Raw genomic sequence first — 18,530 nt, forward strand, 5'->3', positions numbered from 1 at the left:
CGGAAAGTGAGCTACGTTAACGACACTCACGTCGACGGGCCGGTCGTCCGCGTCACTGTCGGGCGAGGCGACCCCCCGAGCGTCGCCCGGGAACCGGGGGAGGCCGACGCAAGCGGCGAAGCGCGTCCGCTGGAACGGGGACGGAGGGTCCTCCAGACGGCCCGTACCGCGGCCGAAACGGCGGACGTCCGCGAGGTGGGTTCGACTGGCGTCCGCGCGCTCGAACCGCTCGCGCTCGTCACGATCGGCGGGCGGACGGCGTACTACCCGCGCCCCTCCGCCGAGCAGACGCGGGCGTTCGTCGAGCGGGCCGAGTCGGGGGACGTCGGGGAGGACGTCGGCACGTGGGTCGTCGAGCACGACCCCGACGTCGGGACGCTGCCCACGCCGGCGGAGGGGCCGCTCGGGGTCGGGTCGCGGCGCGTGCTCGGCGGGTGTGGCTGGACCGATTTAGGTGACGGCGCCCACGCGACGACGGAGGCCGCGACGCTCGCCCGCGAAGACCCGGATGCGGCGCTCGAACGGCTCTCGGAGGCCGGCCTGCTCGGGCGGGGTCGCGGCGACGCGAGCCGGGACGCCCCCCTCGTCGAGGACCTGCGTACCGTCCGCGAGACGTCGGGCGACCCGGTCGTGGTGGTGAACGCCAACGAGAGCGACCGCCGCAACGGGACCGACCGGACGCTGCTCGGCGGGTCGCCGGCGACGGTGCTCGACGGGACGCTCGCGGTCGCCGCGATCGTCGGCGCGGACCCGGGCGACGTCGTCGTGTACACGAACGAGGACGACGACCTCGTCCGCTCCAGGAGCCGCCGCGCGGCCGTCGCCGCCGTCGACGCGCTCGGCGGAACGACGGGTGCCGGCGACCCCGACGCCCCGCAGGTCGTCGCCGGCCCCGACGAGTACATCGCCGGGGAGTTCACCATGGCGCTCGAGGCGCTGGAGGGGAACGACCGGCTGGAGGCGCGCCTGCGCCCGCCCGGCCCCGCCCGACACGGCCTGTACGGGCGCCCGACCGCCGTGCACACGCCCCGGACGCTCGCGCAGGTTCGCGAGGCGCTGCTCGACCCCGACGCCTTCGACGCCGACGACGCCGACCCCGGGACCAGACTCGTCACCGTGACCGGCGACGTGGAGACGCCGGCGACCGTCGAGTTGCCGACCGGAAGTTCGCTGGCGGCCGCCCGCGACGCCGTCGACTCGACGGGACGGTTCAAGATGGCCTGCGTCGGCGGCCTGTTCGGCGGCTTCACCCGGACGCTCGACCACCCGGCGAACGCGCTGGCGCTGGAGAACGCCGGCCTCGGCACCGGCGGCGTCGTCGAACTGTTCGACCGTGACCGCTGCGTCGTCGCGACGGCCGGCGAGCGCGTCCGGTTCGCGAGCGAGGAGAACTGCGGCCGGTGTTTCCCCGGCCGCGAGGGGTCGAAACAGCTCCTCGGCCTCCTCCGGGAGGTGTACGACGGGGAGTACCGGGACGACATGATCCGGGAGCTCACGCGCGTGATGGACGGCTCCAGCCTCTGTGACGTCGGCCGGTCGGTCGGCCGGTGCGTCGGGACGGCGCTCGACGGGTTCGAGACGGAGTTCGAGGCCCACGCGGCCGGTCGCTGCCCGAGCGGCGCTTGCGAGGTGGTGCAGTCGTGAGCAGCCAGGACCCCGGACCGACCGAGCACAGCCCCACCGAGCAGCTCCCCGGCGTCCCCGAGATCGACGACCCGCGGCCGACGACGCCGCTGGCCGAGGACTTCCGCACGGGAACGGCGAACGACCCCGACGTCGGCGTCGAGGGCGACGGGATGAGCACGGTGACCGTCGACGGGGCCCCCGTCGCCGTCCCCCCGGGAGCGACGCTCCTCGACGCCGTCGAGGCGGTCGAGGCCGACGCCGACGTGCCGGCGCTGTGCTACTACGGCCGCGACACCGAGCAGTCCGACGACATCGGGCCGCGGGGCGCCTGCCGCACGTGCATGGTCGAGACCGACGAGCACGGCCTCGTTCCGGCGTGTAGCTTCCCGGCCGAGGACGGCCTCGACGTCTCGACGGGCGCGACCGACGCGGCGGAGGCCCGCGACGTCAACCTCGACCTCGTGCTCGGAAACCACAACCTGCGGTGCACGACGTGCGGACAGAACGGCCGCTGTGAGCTCCAGGACGTCTCCATCGAGCACGGCGTGAACCAGCCACGGTACGGCGTGTTCGACGAGCGCGACGAGTACGCGCCGATCGACGCCACGTCGGTCATCCAGATCGACCGCAACAAGTGCATCCTCTGTAACCGCTGCGTCGAGGCCTGCAACGACGTCCAGGTCGCGGGCGTCCTCCGGATGTCCGGCAAGGGCGACGACCTCCACGTCGACTTCCAGAAGCCCGAAGCGGACACGATGGAGGACTCGACGTGCATCTCCTGCGGGCACTGCGTCACCGTCTGCCCGACGGGGTCGCTCGTCGAGGACGGCCTCGTGGACGCGACGACCATCCCCCTCCCCGGGTTCACCCAGAAGGTCTCCATCGGGACGGTCCGGGAGGGGAGACCCGTCGAGACGGCCGACACCGCCGAGGCGCCGAACCGCGAGGTCGCCGACGTCGGGGGCGGCCGACCCGACCCCGGCGCGCGGACCGACGGCGACCTCTCGGGCGTCGCGCAGTTCATGGCGAAGGCCAGGCGGAACGCGTCGGGGCTGGCCGGCCGGGCGACCGACGACGCGCTCGCCACGGTCGAGCACGCGGCCGAACGGGTCGCCGAGGAGTCGTTGACGATCGGTCAGCTCTTCGACGCCGCGCGCGTCGTCAGCACCGCCCGGAAGCGCGAGCTCACCGTGGCCGACACGACCTGCACTTACTGCGGCGTCGGCTGCCGGTTCGAACTGTACGGCAGGGGCGAGGAGATCCTGGGCGTCCGCCCGGCCGACCCCGATCGGACGCCGGCCAACGACTTCTCGACCTGCGTGAAGGGGAAGTTCGGCTACGACTACGTCGGCTCCGACGAGCGGCTAACGACGCCGCTCGTCAGGGAGGACGGGGAGTTCCGCGAGGCGTCGTGGGACGAGGCGCTGGACCTCGTCGCCGAGCGCCTGACCGAGGTCCGCGAGGAGCACGGCGCGGACTCGCTGGCGGTGACCTCCTCCTCGAAGAGCACGAACGAGGCGAACTTCCTCGCCCAGAAGTTCGCCCGGCAGGTGCTGGGGACGCCACACGTCGACAACTGCACGCGCCTCTGTCACTCGTCGACGGTCGCCGCGCTCAAGCAGACGGTCGGCTACGGCGCGATGACCAACCGCATCAACGAGGACGTCGGCGAGACGGATTGCTATCTCATCACGGGGTCGAACACGACAGAGAGCCACCCGGTGCTGGCGACGCGCATCGTCCAGAACGTCCGCGACGGCGCGGACCTGTTCGTGTTCGACCCGCGGAAGATGACCGTCGCGGACCACGCCGACCAGTACACCCGGACCAGGCCCGGCACGGACATCGCCTGGCTCAACGGGATGATGCGCCACATCGTCGAGGAGGACCTGTACGACGAGGCGTTCGTCGAGGAGCGGACCAGGCAGTTCGACGACCTCGTCGAGACGGTCGAGCCGTACACGCCCGACCTGGTCGAGGAGGTGTCGGGCGTCCCGCCGGCGGACCTCGAGCGCGCGGCCGAGACGATCGCCCGGTCGGAGACCTGCGTCTACGGCTGGGCGATGGGGCTCACCCAGCACTCCCACGGGACGCGCAACGCGCTCGCGATCGCGAACCTGGCGCTGCTGTGCGGACACGTCGGCAAGCCCCGCTCCGGGCTGTCCCCGTTCCGGGGGCAGAACAACGTCCAGGGCGGCGGCGGCGACATGGGACCGATCCCCAACAACCTCCCCGGCTACCAGCCCGTCGACGACGAGGACGTACTGGACAGGTTCGAGGCGTCGTGGGGCGTCAGGCCGCCGGACCGGGTGGGGCTGCGGATCACCGACATGTTCAGCGCCGTTCCGGGCGTCGAGGAGACCGTCTCCGGCAGGTCGGAGGCCGACGCGTACGGCGGCGACGAGCCCGGGACCGACGAGGAGGACCGGGGGACCGAGGACCCGGGCGCCGACGAGGGGTACACCCCCGAGAACACCGACGTTCGGGGGATGTACATCGTCGGCGAGAACCCCGCGCTCTCGGAACCGGACGTCCAGCACGCCGAGGAGGCGCTGGAGGCGCTCGACCTCCTCGTCGTCCAGGAGCTGTTCATGACCGAGACGGCCGAGCACGCCGACGTGGTGCTGCCGGCGGCGTCGATGGCGGAGAAGTACGGCACCGTCACGAACACCGAACGGCGGATCCAGCTCGTCCGGCCGGCGGCGGAGTCGCCCGGCGAGGCCCGCACGGACGTCGCCATCCTGCAGGACCTCGCCGGACGGCTGGGGTTCGACTGGGGGTACGGGAGCCCCGACGACGTGATGGACGAGATCAACGAGCTCACCCCCATCTACGGCGGCGTCACCCACGAACGGCTCGAGGAGAGGGGCGAGGGGCTCCAGTGGCCGTGCTGGGACGAGGACCACCCCGGGACGCCGTACCTCTACGAGGACGAGTTCAACTTCGACGACGGGCTGGCGCGGTTCGTCCCCTCGGAGCTACCCGACGAACTGTACCCGCTCGCGACCGAGGAGTACCCGTTCACGCTCACCACCGGGCGGGTGCTCTACCACTGGCACACCGGGTCGATGACGCGCCGCGGCACGGCGTCGATGAAGCAGGTCCCCGAGAGCTTCGTCACGATCCACCCGGAGGCGGCAGAGCGGCTCGGGGTCGTCGACGACGAGTACGTCAGCGTCGAGTCGCGGCAGGGCGAGGTCGTCGTGCGGGCGAACGTCGAGGAGACGTCGGGGCCGGACGTGCTGTTCATCCCGATGCACTTCGTCCACGGCGCCGTCAACAGGCTGACCAAGGAGGAGCTCGACCCGCTGAGCAAGATCCCGGAGTACAAGGTGACGAACGTCCGCGTCAGGCCGCTCGGGAGGGAGCCGGAAGCGGAGCCGTCGGGGCCCGAGGACCTGGCCGACGACGACTCCGAGGCGCTGGCGGGGGAGGACTGACCCCCACGTCCGAACGACGGCGCCCGCATGGCCGACGCTCCACGTTCGACGGACGTCGTCGGGTCGACGGAACGCGATCCGACGGAAAAACGGCCGGCTCAGGCCCGCTGCTCGACCGTCTCGAGGACCTCGCCCGAGAACGTGGCGTCGCCGCCGGTCGGCGTGGCGAGCGTCGTCCCGCAGACGGCGCAGTTCACGGTCGTCGACGCCTTGCCGAAGACGACCTGTTCGTTGTCACAGTCCGGGCACCGGACGCGGAAGAAGTTCCCTGCCATGCTCACTCCTGGAAGGTGAGGCGGCCGGCGCGCCAGCCCTCGCGCATGTGGGCCTTGCCGCAGTTCCCGCAGCGGTACTTGAGGTGGGTCTTCTTGGTCGGCTTGTCGCCACCCGGCACCTTCGAGAACTTGCCGGCGTTCCCGATGACCGCGGTGCCGCGTGCCTGCTGGCGGTCGGTCCACTTCATGCCGGTCTCGCGACCCTTCCGGACCTTCTCTACTTCGACCTCGTGGTGGCCGTTACAGTGCGGACAGTACGTGTTCATCCGTCGTGGCATCTCCATGGCGAACTCTCCTCTTGTGGGTCCGTACTGGGTGGGTCCTTAAAACGCATTTGGTCCGCGGACGCGACGGGGGCCGTCGCTTCCCCCGGAAACCGGGTCGCCGATCCGGAGACCGGGTCACCGCTCCCGGGTCGCCGGGTCGTCCGCTGCGCCGCCTCCCCCGAACCGTCCCCGCAGGGCCCCCTCGAGCAGCCCGACGAGTACGAGGCCGACCGCGAAGGCCCCGAGCAGCAGGAGGTGAACCGGACTGTCCGGGTCCCCGAAGACGGAGACGTGGACGGTCGATCCCAGGAGCCAGCAGCCCAGGAGAGCCGGGCTCACCAGCCCCCGGGTCAGCGCGAACAGGAGCGGGACGGCGGCGGCCGCGGTCCCCCCGAGGACGACCGTCGCGACGACCAGTAGCGCGGCCGGCGCCGGCGAAACGCCCTGGGCGAGGGTGTGAGCGCCGAGCGCGACGCCGAACGGACCCGCCACGGCGACCGTCACGCCCAGCGCTTGCCGGCGGGCCGGGACGCGGGCGGCGACCCCTCTGAGCCGCCCGTCGCCGACGCCGTAGTACCGTCGAAACGCGAACTCCACGGCGCCGATCCACGCCAGCGCCGACAGCCAGACGGGCCACGCCGTCGCGTAGTCCAGCACGAAGAGGTCGCCGCTGACGACCACGTATCCGCCCAGTTCGCCCCACTCCGGGGCGGGCGTCGTGGTCTCCCGCATCGCTGTCCAGCCGAGCAGCGCCAGCCACCCGACCGCCGGGGACGCGAGCCCGGTGTGAGCCGAGGCGAGCGCGGGGAGTCCCCCAGCCGCCAGCAACGTCAGCGCGAAGGCGATTCCGCCGAGGTCGAGGCCGGGCATCGGATAGCCGTACTCGGCGTACAGCGAGAGGACGACGCCGAGGTTGAGGAGGCCGCCCGAAGCGCACGCTGTGGCCGACCGGATGGAGGGCAGTCGCATCGACGGACCTCGGCCGGCCGACGCGATAGTTCTTGTGGAGCCTGTGTCACTTCGGAGGCGGTCGACCGACCGGAACGGCGCCACGCCTCGGCGGTCGCCGGTCACTCCGCGTCCGAGTACGGGAGCCAGTCGCGGTCCGGGTCGACGCGTCCCGCGAGCAGCGCGTTGAGGACGACGCCGAGGAGCAGCGCGAGCGCGGCGACGTACAGCCACGTGAGCACGAGCAGGACGGCGCCGGCGAGCCCGTACAGTTCGACGCTCTCGGAGGCGGCGAAGTAGAGCCGGAACCCGAGCATCGAGACCGTCCACAGCCCCGCCGCGAACGCCGCCCCCGGGAGCACCTGCCGGACCGTCGTGTCGACGGCGAGGAGGTAGTACATCGGGACGAACAGGCAGACGAGCCCCGCGAAGAGGAGCGCCGGCCCGAGCAGCACCCAGATGACGCCGGAGACGACGACTGCGAGCGCGGCCCCGCCGAGAGCCAGGCCGGCGAGTCCGACCGAGACGGTCGCCAGCACGAGGGCGCTGTCAAGGAGGCGGTTCGCGGCCGACCGGCCCTTCCGCTCGCCGTACAGCGCGGCGAAGTGACCGTCGAGCGCGCGGAACATCCGCAGGCCGCTCCAGCCGGTGATGAGAAGCGCCAGCGCCACCGCACGGGCGCGACCCGGCGCGTCTCCGCCGAGTCGCTCGAGGAGCGACCGGAGGCGCTCGGGGCTCACTCCGGCGACCTGCTCGAGGAACGCCGGGAGCCCCTCCGGCGCCCCCACAGCCGAGAACGTCGCGACCACCAGCAAGAGCAGGGGGAGCAGCGCGTTGAACGCGTAGTAGCCGAGGCTCGCGGCGCTCGCGCCGACGTGCTCCTCCCTTCCGACGGCCACCATCGCCCGGAGCGTCTCCGCGGGTCCGCGTGGCCGGTCCATACCGGGCGGACGGGGGACGCCCCCAAAGCTATCGTGTTGTTAACCGTGGTAGGGCGGCGACGATCGCCGCGTACGTGCGGGTCGCCCGTCCCCGTAACGGGGTTGAACGTGCCTCACGCCAGCGGCGTCCGCTCCACGACCGTCCCGTCGTAGGTCGGGTACTGCTCGACGAGTTCCCCCTCCTCGAGGTCGCCCTCCTCGACCATCTCCTCCAGCAGCCACCACGCGACCTCGACGTGGTCCGTCTTCACCGCGTAGAACTCCTCGGGGACGCCGAGCGCCTCGAGTGCCGACGGGTCGTCGTACGTCTTCCCGTACACCAGCGTGCCGTCGTCGGTCACGTCGTCGAAGGGCCGGCGGACGTTCTCGGCCATCCGCTTCAGGCGGTTCCGGTGCTGGGCGGCGTCCTTGAACACGCTCGTACAGAAGTAGACGCGCTCGTGGTCGCCCATCGCCTCGAGGATCTCGGCCTTGGAGCCCTCGACCGCCGACATGTGGCCCTCCTGGAGTTCGAACCCCTCTTCCTGCATCCGGCGGTAGTTCCCCTGGCTCATCTCGAACTCGTTGACGTTGCAGAACTCGGCGGCGCCCTCGTCGAGGAACTCGAGGAACTCCTCCTCCGCGCGGATGCCGGGGATCTCGAACGCCGGCGTCAGTCCCTCCTCGCGCGCGACGTACAGTATATCCTCCCACTCGGTGCCGTGCATCTCGCCCCAGAGCTCGTACGGCGGGTGGAAACGAATCTCGTCGAGACCCGCCTCGGAGAGCCGCCGCATGTTCTCGCGGCCGCCCGTGATGCCGGTGTAGAGGTGCGTGTGGTGGTCCTCGCCGAACTCCTCCTTCAGGAGCGAGAGGTAGCGGCACGTCCGGTCGAGCGCCTCCTGGGGCTCGCCGCCGGTGATGGAGGTGCCCAGCGCGTCCATCCGGCGTGCCTCCTCGAGCACGTCCTCGTCGCGGGTGACCTCGCGCTCGTTGGCGTACACCGTGTTCACGTTCTTCCTGTTCTCGCCGAGCGGGCAGTAGAAGCAGTCGCGCTGGTCACAGTAGCCGTAGACGAAGAGGACCAGCTTCCCCCCCATCGCGCACTGTTCACAGCCCTTCGAGATCATTCGATACCGGCGATTCGGCGTCGACCGGCAAAAGGGCCCCGACTCGGATCGCCCCCGGACGACACGCTACGCGACCACGGCCGACACGAGGTACCCCGTCGCGGCCACCGCGATCGATTCGACGGACATCAAATCGAAGTGACACGCACCACGAAGCTCATACGTCTCGACCGCATCCGGTTCCCACATGGACAGCAGACGAACGTTCCTACGGGCGGTCGGCGCGATCGGCCTCGCGGGCGCGAGCGCTGGCTGTATCGGAGTCATCACGGGGGAGGAGCCGGCGGGGTTCTCCGCCGGAGTCGCGACGGTCCCCTCGGCGACGCTCGAGGAGACCGGGTACGAACCGGTCGGGGTAGAGGACGTCGAGGTCGAACGGACGTTCTCGGTCGCCGGCCAGGAGCGGCGGGTCGTGGTCACCAACCGACTGGCACAGTACGACAAGGCGGTCGAACTCCCGACGGGCGACAGCTACCAGGGGGCGCTGTTCGCCGCCCTGACGACGCCGGCCGTCGAGGTGTTCGGTCGGACGATGAACCCGGTCGCCGAACTCGGGTCCGGCGAACTCGCCCGCCGCGCGCTCGGGGAGTTCGAGGGGTTCGGCGACCTCCGGGAGGACGGGACCGAGACGGCGACGGTGCTCGGCAGCGAGACGGAGGTCGGCCTCTTCCTCACGGACGCCGAGATCGCCGCGGGCGTGACGGCGGAGGTCCGCATCCACGTCGCGGAGGCGGTCCGCGCTGGCGAGGACTTCGTCGTCGCGATCGGCGCGTACCCGACGTTGCTGTCCGGGGAGGACGACCACGTCCGGACGATGATGGGCGACGTCGAGCACGCCGACGACTGACCGGCGAGCGCGACGCGCGAGGTTCCCCCGACACCGCCCCGCAGTCGCGGGGCGGAGGCGGGGTTCGGGCCGGCACTCGGGTCGGAACCGCGATCGGATCGAGCCGCCGATCGGGTCGGGGTCGTGACCGGATCGGGGACCGTCGGCGAGCCGTCGCTCCCCCGAAAACAGATATACCCTGACCGTCATACCGCACAACGATGCTGTTGGTCCTCCCCGTCGACCTCGACGACGACCTCGGTCGCAAGACCGGGCGCTCTACCCCCGTCATCGGACGGGACGACGTCGAGGCGGCCGCCGTCGCGCTGGCGACGGCGGATCCGGAGGACTCGGACGTGAACGTGCTCTTCCAGGCGGTCCACACCTACGACGAGCTCGTCGCCGACGAGACCATCGAGGAGGAGGTCGCCGTCGCGGCCGTCACGGGCGTCGAGGGGAGCGACGTGCAGGCGAACCGGGCGGTGGGGGAGGAGGTGGACACCGTCCTCGCGGCGCTCTCGACCGGCGAGGACGTCCGCGCGATCGTCATCACCGACGGCGCCCAGGACGAGTCGGTGCTGCCGGTCATCCGCTCGCGGGTCCCGCTCGACGGCGTCCGCAGGGTCGTCGTCCGGCAGGCCCAGGACCTCGAGTCGATGTACTACACGATGAAGCAGGTGCTCTCGGACCCGGAGACCCGCGGGACGGTGCTCGTCCCGCTCGGGGTGCTGCTGCTCGTCTACCCGTTCTCGGTCGTCGCGGGCATGCTCGACATCCCCGGCGCGATGGTGCTGGGGCTCGTCTCGGCCATGCTCGGCCTCTACACCCTGTTCCGGGGGCTGGGACTGGAGCGGGCCGTCGACTCGGCGGCCGAACGGACCCGAAACGTCCTGTACGCGGGCCGGGTGACCATCATCACCTACGTCGTCGCGCTGGCGCTGCTCGTCGTCGGGGGCGTGCAGGGCGTCGACACGCTCGGGGCGGTCGAGGACGCGACCGGGCCGCTCCCCGTCGAGGCCCAGCTGGCGGTGTTCGTCCACGCAGCCGTCCAGTGGGCCGCCGCGGCCGGAGTCACCTCCTCGATGGGCCAGGTGACCGACGAGTACCTGAGCGACCGCTTCCGGTGGCGCTACCTGAACGCGCCGTTCTACGTCGTCTCCATCGCCATCGTGCTGTACGGGCTCTCGGGCTACTTCGTCCCCCTCGACGCCGGCGACGTCCTGACGCGGCTCACGCTCGGCGAACTCGCGCTCGCGCTGACGATCGGCACCCTGCTCGGCGTCCTCTCCACGCTCACGTTCGCGGTCGCGGAGTCGTACACCGAACGGAACCCCCGGCCGGCATAGGGGCGAGCTCCCGGACCGGCGGGAAAGAGGACCCCGGGGGAACGGGGGCGACTCCCCGACCGGCGGGCCGTGACCGCCCGCCGGGGGCGGATACGCGCATTTTTTACGAGGGGCATTACAATTCGGTGGTATGTCTGCGGCATCGCACTCGTATGATATCGTCGTCGTCGGCGGCGGCACGGCGGGGGCTTTCGCCGCGGCGACGGCCGCCGACGAGGGCCTCGACGCGGTCATCGTCGAACGGAAGTCGGAGGCGGAGGCGGGCAACATCGCCTGCGGGGACGCCATCAAGGGGAAGTCGACGTTCCCGGACGTCGTCGACCTCGAGTACCTCAAGGACGAGTCGTTCACCAACCGGAGCATCCGGCGGGCGATCTTCGAGAACCCCCTCACCGGCGAGACCCTCGACGTGCCGTTCGGCGAGTCCGGCGCCGTGATCGACCGGAAGCGGTACGGCGAGATCATCCTCGAGGAGGCCGAACGCATCGGCGCCGACATCCACTACGACACGGTGGTCCAGGACGTGACCCAGGACGACGACGGCACCGTCACCGGCGTCCGCGCCAAGCGGAAGGGCGACGTCGTCCAGTACGACGCCGACCTCACCGTCGACGCCGCCGGCGCGCTCTCGATCCTCCAGGACAAGGGCGACTTCGGCGACGCCACCTTCGACACGAACGTCTCCTACTCGCAGTTCTGCTCCGCCTACCGCGAGGTCGTCGAGGTTCCCGAACCCGTCGACTACGACGACGCCATCGTGTTCAAGCCGACCGAGGAGCTTGGCTATCTCTGGTACTTCCCGCGCACGAGCACCGAGATCAACGCCGGCCTCGGCTTCCAGATGACCGAGCCCCCGATGAAGCTCGTCGAGGTCCTCAAGGAGGACCTCCGAAGTCGCGCGGAGTTCGCCGGCGCGACGGTGAAGAACAAGCTCGGCGCCGCGCTCCCCACCCGCCGCCCGTACGACTCCGCGGTCGCGAACGGCTTCCTCGCGGTCGGCGACTCCGCGGGCCACGTCAACCCCACCACCGGCGGCGGCATCCCCGGCGCCGCGAAGTCCGCCCACTGGGCGGTGAAGCGCGCCGCGGAGGCCATCTCGGAGGGCGACACCTCCGAGGAGGCGCTGTGGGGGTACAACCGCGACGTGCTCACCGACTTCGGGAAGCGCTTCGCCGCGGTGGACCTGTACAACGTGTGGGGCACCGCCCACGACGTGGAGGAGCTGACGGGCATCGTGAGCTCCATCCCGGGCCAGCAGCTCGTCGACGCGATGAGCAAGGGCGAGGCCTCGATGGGGCTCGGCCTGAAGCTGAAGACCGCGTACAGGACGTTCGGCCACTGGGACGCGCTGTACGAACTGTGGCAGGTCCGCAGCAAGGCGGGCGAACTGAAGGACCACTACGACGAGTACCCCGAACACCCGGACGGCTTCGAGGCGTGGCGCGAGGCGCGCGACGCCATCATGGACGAGGTGTACGAGATCTCGGGCGCCGAGCCCAAGTACTGACGAACCTCCTTTGGCGGGGGCCTCCTCGCTCGGTCGCTTCGCTCCCTCGCTCGTCGACCCCCGCGAAGACCCGTTCATGCTGTGGGATTCCGGAGAAATCCCACTGCTGACGGGAGATCGAAGATTTCCCGTAATGCTGCCAGAACCCGTCGGTTTCTGGCCGCAAGACGAGCTTTGCTCGTCAGTGCCAAAACGCCGCTCGCTCGGTCGGCGGGGCTTCGCCCCGCCTCCCTCCCTCGCGGTGAGCCTGCTGGTGCCACCGCACCGCGACCGCCGGTACCGCAGCCGCCGTTACTCCCCCAGCGTCACGCTCTCGTCGGCTGCATTCCGGAGCGCGTCCGACCGCCCGTAGCTACCCGGAGCGATGGCGAGCGTCCGCAGACCGCGCTCGTTGGCGGCCTCCAGCGCCGGCTTGAAGTCCGTGTCGCGGGAGGCGATGGCGATGGTCCCGGCGCGCCCCTCCGCGGCGAACGTCGCCACGTCGACCGCGAGTTTCACGTCCACGTCGCCGCTCGTCACGACGACCTGGAAGCCGCGCGCCTCGGCGGCCTGGATCAGCCCCGGCGTGGCGTGCTCGTTCAGGTAGAGCCGCGCGGTGACGAGGTTCCCCATCGCGGCCGCCGCCGTCCGGAGGTCGTCGAGGTCCACGTCGAACTCCTCGCGGAGCACGTTCGGGCCGTCGACGAACAGCGCGACGTCCCCGCGGGAGGACCCGCCGCCCTCGCGTACGCGGCGGAGACGCCCCAGTAGCCCCATTGGTCGTGACTCCGGTCGCTGCCCGATACGCCTTCCGGTTCGGGACCGGTTCGACCCGTTCGCCGTCCGGACGCCACGCTCACTGACGCCGTCCGACCACCCGACGACGGCCGTCGTCGACGGCCGCCGGGGCGCAGCCCGGTTCGTTTCGAGTATATATCCACCACCTTTTCCGTTAAATTCTCTATTTATTCCAAAGAATTAATACAGCACGGATCGCTCGTCGGTCCGCAGCATGACAGACCGTGACGCAGCCCCAGACCTGTATCGACGCGGACTCCTGAAGGCGGCCGGCCTCGCGGCCGGCGGCGCGGCGCTCCCGGGCGTGACGAGCGCGACGCCCGGTCGCGAACCCGGCGCCAAGGAGGACGAGGTGCTCGTGGGCGTGTCGGCGACGGCCGACGACGTGGAGGGCGCGGTCGCCCGGCACGTCCCCGGCGACGCGGAGGTCGTCCACTCGAACGAGACGCTCCGCTACGTGGCGGTGAAGTTCCCGAGCGGGGCTGCCGACGTCGCCCGCGAGAACTTCGTCGACGCGATCACGAAAAAAGAGCACGTCAAGTACGCCGAGCCGAACGCCACCCACCGGGCGTTCGCGACGCCGAACGACCCGCAGTTCGGCGACCAGTACGCGCCCCAGCAGGTGGACGCCCCCGACGCGTGGGACGTCACCTACGGCTCCTCGTCGGTCACCGTCGCGGTGGTCGACACCGGCGCGCAGTACGACCACCCGGACCTCGCGGACAACTTCGCGGACGACCCGGGGTACGACTTCGCGGACGACGACTCGGACCCGTATCCGGACGCCCCGAGCGACGAGTACCACGGCACCCACGTCGCCGGCATCGCCGGCGCAGTCACGGACAACGGCACCGGGGTCGCCGGCGTGAGCGACTCGGAACTCATCAACGGCCGCGCGCTCGACGAGAGCGGCAGCGGGTCGACCGCGGACATCGCCGACGCCATCGAGTGGGCCGCCGACCGGGACGCGGACGTGCTGAACCTCTCGCTCGGGGGCGGCGGCTACACGAGCACGATGAAGAACGCCGTCTCCTACGCGTACGACAACGGCGTCTTCATCGCCGCCGCGGCGGGCAACGACGGGACCAACTCCGTCTCGTACCCGGCGGCCTACAGCGAGTGTCTGGCCGTCTCGGCCGTGGACTCGAACGGCGACCTCGCGTACTTCTCGACGACGGGCGAGAAGGTCGAACTCGCCGCGCCGGGGGTGGACGTGCTCTCGACGACGACGGAGGCGCGCGGGAGCTACGAGACGCTCTCGGGCACCTCGATGGCGACGCCGGTCGTCGCGGGTTCTGCGGGCCTGGCGCTCGCGCAGTGGGACGTCGACAACGCCACGCTCCGCTCGCACCTCAAGGACACGGCGACCGACCTCGGACTCTCCAGCGACGAGCAGGGGAGCGGGCAGGTCGACGCCGGCGCAGCGGTCGCGACCGAACCCGGCGACGGCGGGGGTGGCGGCGGCGGCGGGGACACCACAACCGGGTCGGTCACCGACTCGCTGTCGGGCTACTGGGACAGCGACTGCTGGTCGTGGGCGTGGGAGTACGGTTCCCCCTCGAAGGTCGTGATCGAACTCGACGGCCCGTCGGACGCCGACTTCGACCTCTACGCGAACGAGGGCGACGGCACCTGTCCGACGACTTCCTCGTACGACTACCGCTCGTGGAGCACCGACAGCCAGGAGACGATCACCGTCGACGACCCTGACACGTCGACGGACCTCCACGTCCTCGTCGACTCCTACTCCGGCTCCGGCGAGTACACGCTCACCATCACCGAGCACGAGTAACGACGGCGACCGGGCGGCGGACGGACGATGACCGCGGACGGCCGTCTCCTTTTTGCCGTCCCCGGGCGCAATGGAGGATGGACTCGAATGTCACGGACACCGACGGGGACGGAGGAGGGGTGACGCTTCTCCAGGCGGGCGCCGGCATCGCCGCCGAACTCGTCACGCTACTGACGGTGTTCCTCATCGCGGCGGGGGTCGGCACGCTCGTCGCCAAGGTCGGTCGGTTCCCGTACACCATCGCGTTGCTGCTCGCGGGGCTCGTCGTCTCCATCGCGGGCGTGGAGATCGGCGCCGCGCAGGACCTCTCGCACGACCTCATCCTGCTCGTCGTCCTCCCGGCGCTGCTGTTCGAGGGCGCCGCGACGACGGACCTTGAGCAATTCCGCCGGAACGTCGTCCCCGTCCTCACGCTCGCGGTTCCTGGACTCATCGTCTCCGTGCTCCTCCTCGGGTATCTGGGGTCGCGCGTGCTGGGGTTCTCGCTCGTCGTGTCGCTGCTGTTCGCCGCGATGATCCTCCCCACCGACCCGGTCTCCGTGCTCGCGCTGTTCAAGGAACTGGGCGTGCCCGACCGGCTCGCGGTGCTCGTGGAGGGCGAGTCGCTCATCAACGACGGGGTCGGCGTCGTCATCTTCTCCACGCTGCTCGCGCTGATCCAGGAGGGCGTGTCGCCGGAGACGCTACTCACCGTCCCCGGCGCGCTCGAGGTGCTCCGCGAGTTCCTCGTCGTGTCGCTGGGGGGACTACTGGTCGGGCTGGCGACCGGGTACGCCGTCTACCGGGTGATGCGGAACCTCGACGAGCACATGACCGAGATCGTCCTGACGCTCGTGCTCGCCTACGGGAGCTTCCTCCTCGCCGAGCACTACCTCCACGTGAGCGGCGTCATCGCCACGGTCGTCGCGGGACTGTTCATCGGTAACCGCGGCGCCGAGTACGCCATGGGCCCGCGGACGAAGGTGTCGGTGTTCAACACCTGGGAGACGGCGGCGTTCGTCGTCAACACGTTCGTCTTCGTCGCCATCGGCGTCCGGACGCCGATCGGCGACCTCCTCCGCTTCGCCGACCTCATCGTCGTCGGCATCGCCCTCACGCTGTTGGCGCGCGCGGTCGTCGTGTACGCCGCGACGGCGCTGGTGAACCGCCTGCAGGGGAACCGCGTGCCCCGGTCGTACCAGCACGTCATGGTCTGGGGCGGGCTCCACGGCTCCATCCCCATCGCGCTCGTGCTGGGGCTCCCCAGGCCGGGGACGACCGTGCCGGCGTCGTTCCCGCGCGCCGAGCTGACGGCGCTCGTCTTCGGCATCGCCGCGTTCTCGCTCGTCGTCCAGGGGCTCACGATGGGGCGACTGCTCGATCGGTTGGGTATACTCACCCGCTCGGACGCGGAGCGGTTGTACCAGCTCCTCGTCGGTCGCTCCCGGGCAGTGTCGGGGGCGCTCGACGCGGTCGAGCGTCTTCGCCGACAGGGCGACGTTCCCGGCGACGTGTACGAGGACTTCCGCGCCGAGTACGGCCGCGAGCGGGACGCGCTGAACGAGGCCATCGCCGAGCTGTTCGCGGCGAACCCCGAACTGCGGCGCGAGCGCGTGCTCGTCGGCGAGCGGCAGGTGCTCAGGCGGGAGAAGAGCGCGCTCCTGGACGCGGTCCGTTCGGGGGTCGTCGCCGACGACGTGGGCGAGCGGCTGATGGAGGAGGTGGACCTGAAGCTCGACCTGGTCGACGACGGCCGGTCGACCGTCCGCGAGGACGCCGAGGGGTACACGGAGTTCTGGCGGGAGCGCGCGGAGTCGTTCGGCCTCGACGTTCCCGGCGGCGGGGACGACGGGGGCGTCGACGACGCCGACGACGTGCCGGACGGGTAGCGGCGGAGGGAAACCCACATACGTTCGTCCCACGATGGCGGACGTATGAGCAACTGGACGGACGCCATCGTCGGCGACCGGATGGCGGTGGATCGCGAGTTCTCCGAGCGCGTCCGGGGGTCGCGCTTCTCGAACCAGGAGTGGGGGCTCATCATGACCGCAGTCGAGTTCGAGATCGAACACGCCGACGACCCCGAGCGCGCCAGCATCGTCGCGGACACGAGCAAACTGTCGAGCATCGTCCCCGAACTCGAGAAGGTCTCGAACCAGATGCAGGGGATGGGCGGCGCCGGCGGCGACTCGGGCGGATCCGTCCTCGACGGCATCAGGGGGGCGCTGTTCGGCGACGGGTCGAGCGGCGACGATCGGGAGAAGCAGGAGGCGGCCGAGCGACTCTCCCAGGAGTACGCCGACGCGCTCCAGGCCCACCTCGAGTCGAAGGGGACCTGGGAGCAGGTGCGGATCGCCTACCAGGAGTAGCGACTCGACCGACGGCCGACCGTGTCGGCCGTCACGAAACCGTTCGCACGCGGAGCCCGACTCAGTACTCGTCGCCCGAGTGGAACATCGTCCGCTCCTCGGCCTCAAGGATGTTGATGAGCTCGTCGATCAACTCGTCGTAGCTCTCGCCGTTCTCGCGGAGCCCGTCGAGCCGCTCGATCGTCTCGTCGCTGACCTCGATCTGGGGCATGGACGTCCGTTCGTCGCCGCGGGACAAAAGGGTACAGGCGAACCGCGGCCGCGTCGGAGCGGAATGGTCGTGTCCGAGTCAGCGTGGGCGCGTCGATGTCGCCGTGAGTCGGCGTGGTACGTCCCGCCCGCGCGGGTTACAGGCGGGAACGCACCGCTTCGGCCACTTCGTCGGTGCCGGCGTCGCCGCCGAGGTCGGGCGTCCGCGGGCCGTCCGAGAGGACGGCCTCGACGGCCGCACGCACGTCCGCGCCCTCCCCGTCGTACCCGAGGTGCTCCAGCAGCATCGCGGCCGAGAGGATGGCCGCCGCGGGGTTGGCGACGCCCTCGCCCGCGATGTCCGGGGCGGTCCCGTGGACCGGCTCGAACAGGCCGCGCTCGGGGCCGACGTTCGCCGACGGGAGCAGGCCGAGCCCGCCGACCAGCCCCGCCGCGAGGTCCGAGAGCACGTCGCCCGCGAGGTTCGGGCAGACGACGACGTCGAACGCGGCCGGGTCGAGACAGACGCGCGTCGCGAACGCGTCCATCAGCACCTCCTCCGTCTCGACGCCGCGCTCGTCCGCGACGCCGACGACCGCGTCGCGGAACCGCCCGTCCGTCTCGCGCATCACGTTCGCCTTGTGGGCGAGGTGGAAGCCGTCCGCGCCGCGGTCGGCGACGAACTCGCAGGCGAACTCGGCGAGCCGTTCGGACGCCGAGGTGGTGACGACGCGGGTGAGCGTCGAGAGGTCCCCCGAGAGCCTGCTCTCGTGGCCCGCGTAGACGCCCTCGGTGTTCTCCCGCAGGAACACGACGTCCGTCTCGGGCCGGAGCGCGTCGACGCCGGGGTACGCGCGGGCGGGACGGACGTTCACGAACGAGTCCACCGCCTCCCGCAGCGGGAGAATGACGTCCGCCGCCGTCTCGCCGGCCGCGCCGAACAGCGTCGCGTCCGCGGCGGCGACCCGATCGTACGTCTCCGGGGGAAGCGCCTCCCCGGTTCGCTCCTTCACCGCGTCGCCCGCCTCGGCCTCGACGAACTCGAACTCGCCGACGGCCTCCAGCACGCTCCGGGCCGCCGGGACGACCTCGTTCCCGACGCCGTCGCCCGGGATGACGACGATCTCCTCGCCCGCCATC

General features: G+C 71.0%; 16 protein-coding genes. 8 read left to right on the plus strand and 8 right to left on the minus strand.

Features of this window, described 5'->3' with window-relative positions; genetic code table 11:
- Positions 1–6 precede the first annotated feature (6 nt).
- Positions 7–1,644, plus strand: a complete 1,638-nt coding sequence (locus HUG12_RS17815; RefSeq protein WP_246308087.1) for an NADH-ubiquinone oxidoreductase-F iron-sulfur binding region domain-containing protein — start codon at positions 7–9, stop codon at positions 1,642–1,644.
- The gene (locus tag HUG12_RS17820; protein WP_179270066.1) at positions 1,641–5,066 is read left to right on the plus strand and encodes a molybdopterin-dependent oxidoreductase; all 3,426 of its coding nucleotides are present in this window, start codon (positions 1,641–1,643) and stop codon (positions 5,064–5,066) included. Before HUG12_RS17815 ends, HUG12_RS17820 begins: the two co-directional genes overlap by 4 nt.
- Before the next feature lie 98 nt (positions 5,067–5,164).
- On the opposite strand, the gene HUG12_RS17825 is transcribed toward HUG12_RS17820, so the two are convergent.
- The 5 genes from HUG12_RS17825 to HUG12_RS17845 form a co-directional block, all read right to left on the minus strand.
- Positions 5,165–5,341, minus strand: coding sequence for a 30S ribosomal protein S27e (locus HUG12_RS17825; RefSeq protein WP_179270067.1), 177 nt, complete (start codon positions 5,339–5,341; stop codon positions 5,165–5,167).
- Positions 5,342–5,343: 2 nt separating this feature from the next.
- Complete coding sequence (locus tag HUG12_RS17830) at positions 5,344–5,625, minus strand: 50S ribosomal protein L44e (RefSeq protein ID WP_179270068.1); 282 nt, start codon at positions 5,623–5,625, stop codon at positions 5,344–5,346.
- Positions 5,626–5,742: 117 nt separating this feature from the next.
- On the minus strand, positions 5,743–6,576 hold the full coding sequence (locus HUG12_RS17835) for a hypothetical protein (RefSeq protein ID WP_179270069.1): 834 nt from the start codon (positions 6,574–6,576) through the stop codon (positions 5,743–5,745).
- A gap of 101 nt (positions 6,577–6,677) precedes the next feature.
- Positions 6,678–7,496 (minus strand): YihY/virulence factor BrkB family protein, encoded by an 819-nt coding sequence (locus HUG12_RS17840; protein ID WP_179270070.1) that lies wholly within the window; start codon positions 7,494–7,496, stop codon positions 6,678–6,680.
- Between the two features lie 113 nt (positions 7,497–7,609).
- Positions 7,610–8,605 carry a radical SAM protein gene (locus tag HUG12_RS17845; protein WP_179270071.1) on the minus strand — a complete coding sequence of 332 codons (996 nt, stop codon included), beginning with the start codon at positions 8,603–8,605 and terminating at the stop codon, positions 7,610–7,612.
- Between the two features lie 187 nt (positions 8,606–8,792).
- Here HUG12_RS17845 and HUG12_RS17850 point away from each other — a divergent pair, with 187 nt between their 5' ends.
- The 3 genes from HUG12_RS17850 to HUG12_RS17860 all read left to right on the plus strand — a co-directional run bounded on the left by HUG12_RS17850 (position 8,793) and on the right by HUG12_RS17860 (position 12,284).
- Complete coding sequence (locus tag HUG12_RS17850) at positions 8,793–9,452, plus strand: DUF6517 family protein (RefSeq protein ID WP_179270072.1); 660 nt, start codon at positions 8,793–8,795, stop codon at positions 9,450–9,452.
- Positions 9,453–9,652: 200 nt separating this feature from the next.
- On the plus strand, positions 9,653–10,777 hold the full coding sequence (locus HUG12_RS17855) for a DUF373 family protein (RefSeq protein ID WP_179270073.1): 1,125 nt from the start codon (positions 9,653–9,655) through the stop codon (positions 10,775–10,777).
- 130 nt (positions 10,778–10,907) lie between these two features.
- The gene (locus HUG12_RS17860) at positions 10,908–12,284 is read left to right on the plus strand and encodes a geranylgeranyl reductase family protein (protein WP_179270074.1); all 1,377 of its coding nucleotides are present in this window, start codon (positions 10,908–10,910) and stop codon (positions 12,282–12,284) included.
- A 291-nt stretch (positions 12,285–12,575) separates the two neighbouring features.
- Here the strand turns inward: HUG12_RS17860 and HUG12_RS17865 are convergent, their stop codons facing one another.
- Positions 12,576–13,040 carry an NYN domain-containing protein gene (locus tag HUG12_RS17865; protein ID WP_179270075.1) on the minus strand — a complete coding sequence of 155 codons (465 nt, stop codon included), beginning with the start codon at positions 13,038–13,040 and terminating at the stop codon, positions 12,576–12,578.
- A 235-nt stretch (positions 13,041–13,275) separates the two neighbouring features.
- Here HUG12_RS17865 and HUG12_RS17870 point away from each other — a divergent pair, with 235 nt between their 5' ends.
- The 3 genes from HUG12_RS17870 to HUG12_RS17880 all read left to right on the plus strand — a co-directional run bounded on the left by HUG12_RS17870 (position 13,276) and on the right by HUG12_RS17880 (position 17,201).
- Positions 13,276–14,853, plus strand: coding sequence for a S8 family serine peptidase (locus HUG12_RS17870; RefSeq protein ID WP_179270076.1), 1,578 nt, complete (start codon positions 13,276–13,278; stop codon positions 14,851–14,853).
- 77 nt (positions 14,854–14,930) lie between these two features.
- Positions 14,931–16,721: a Na+/H+ antiporter gene (locus tag HUG12_RS17875; RefSeq protein ID WP_179270077.1), complete on the plus strand. Its 1,791-nt coding sequence runs from the start codon at positions 14,931–14,933 to the stop codon at positions 16,719–16,721.
- A 45-nt stretch (positions 16,722–16,766) separates the two neighbouring features.
- Entirely contained in the window at positions 16,767–17,201 is a 435-nt protein-coding gene (locus HUG12_RS17880) for a DUF5799 family protein (protein ID WP_179270078.1), read from the plus strand.
- A 61-nt stretch (positions 17,202–17,262) separates the two neighbouring features.
- Here HUG12_RS17880 and HUG12_RS17885 read toward each other — a convergent pair whose 3' ends face one another.
- Together HUG12_RS17885 and leuB are read right to left on the minus strand one after the other, a co-directional pair.
- Complete coding sequence (locus HUG12_RS17885) at positions 17,263–17,412, minus strand: DUF7557 family protein (protein ID WP_179270079.1); 150 nt, start codon at positions 17,410–17,412, stop codon at positions 17,263–17,265.
- 136 nt (positions 17,413–17,548) lie between these two features.
- On the minus strand, positions 17,549–18,529 hold the full coding sequence (leuB, locus tag HUG12_RS17890) for a 3-isopropylmalate dehydrogenase (RefSeq protein ID WP_179270080.1): 981 nt from the start codon (positions 18,527–18,529) through the stop codon (positions 17,549–17,551).
- Between the last annotated feature and the right edge of the window lies 1 nt (position 18,530).

It is taken from the genome of Halorarum salinum (genome assembly GCF_013402875.1).
GTDB lineage: Archaea > Halobacteriota > Halobacteria > Halobacteriales > Haloferacaceae > Halorarum > Halorarum salinum.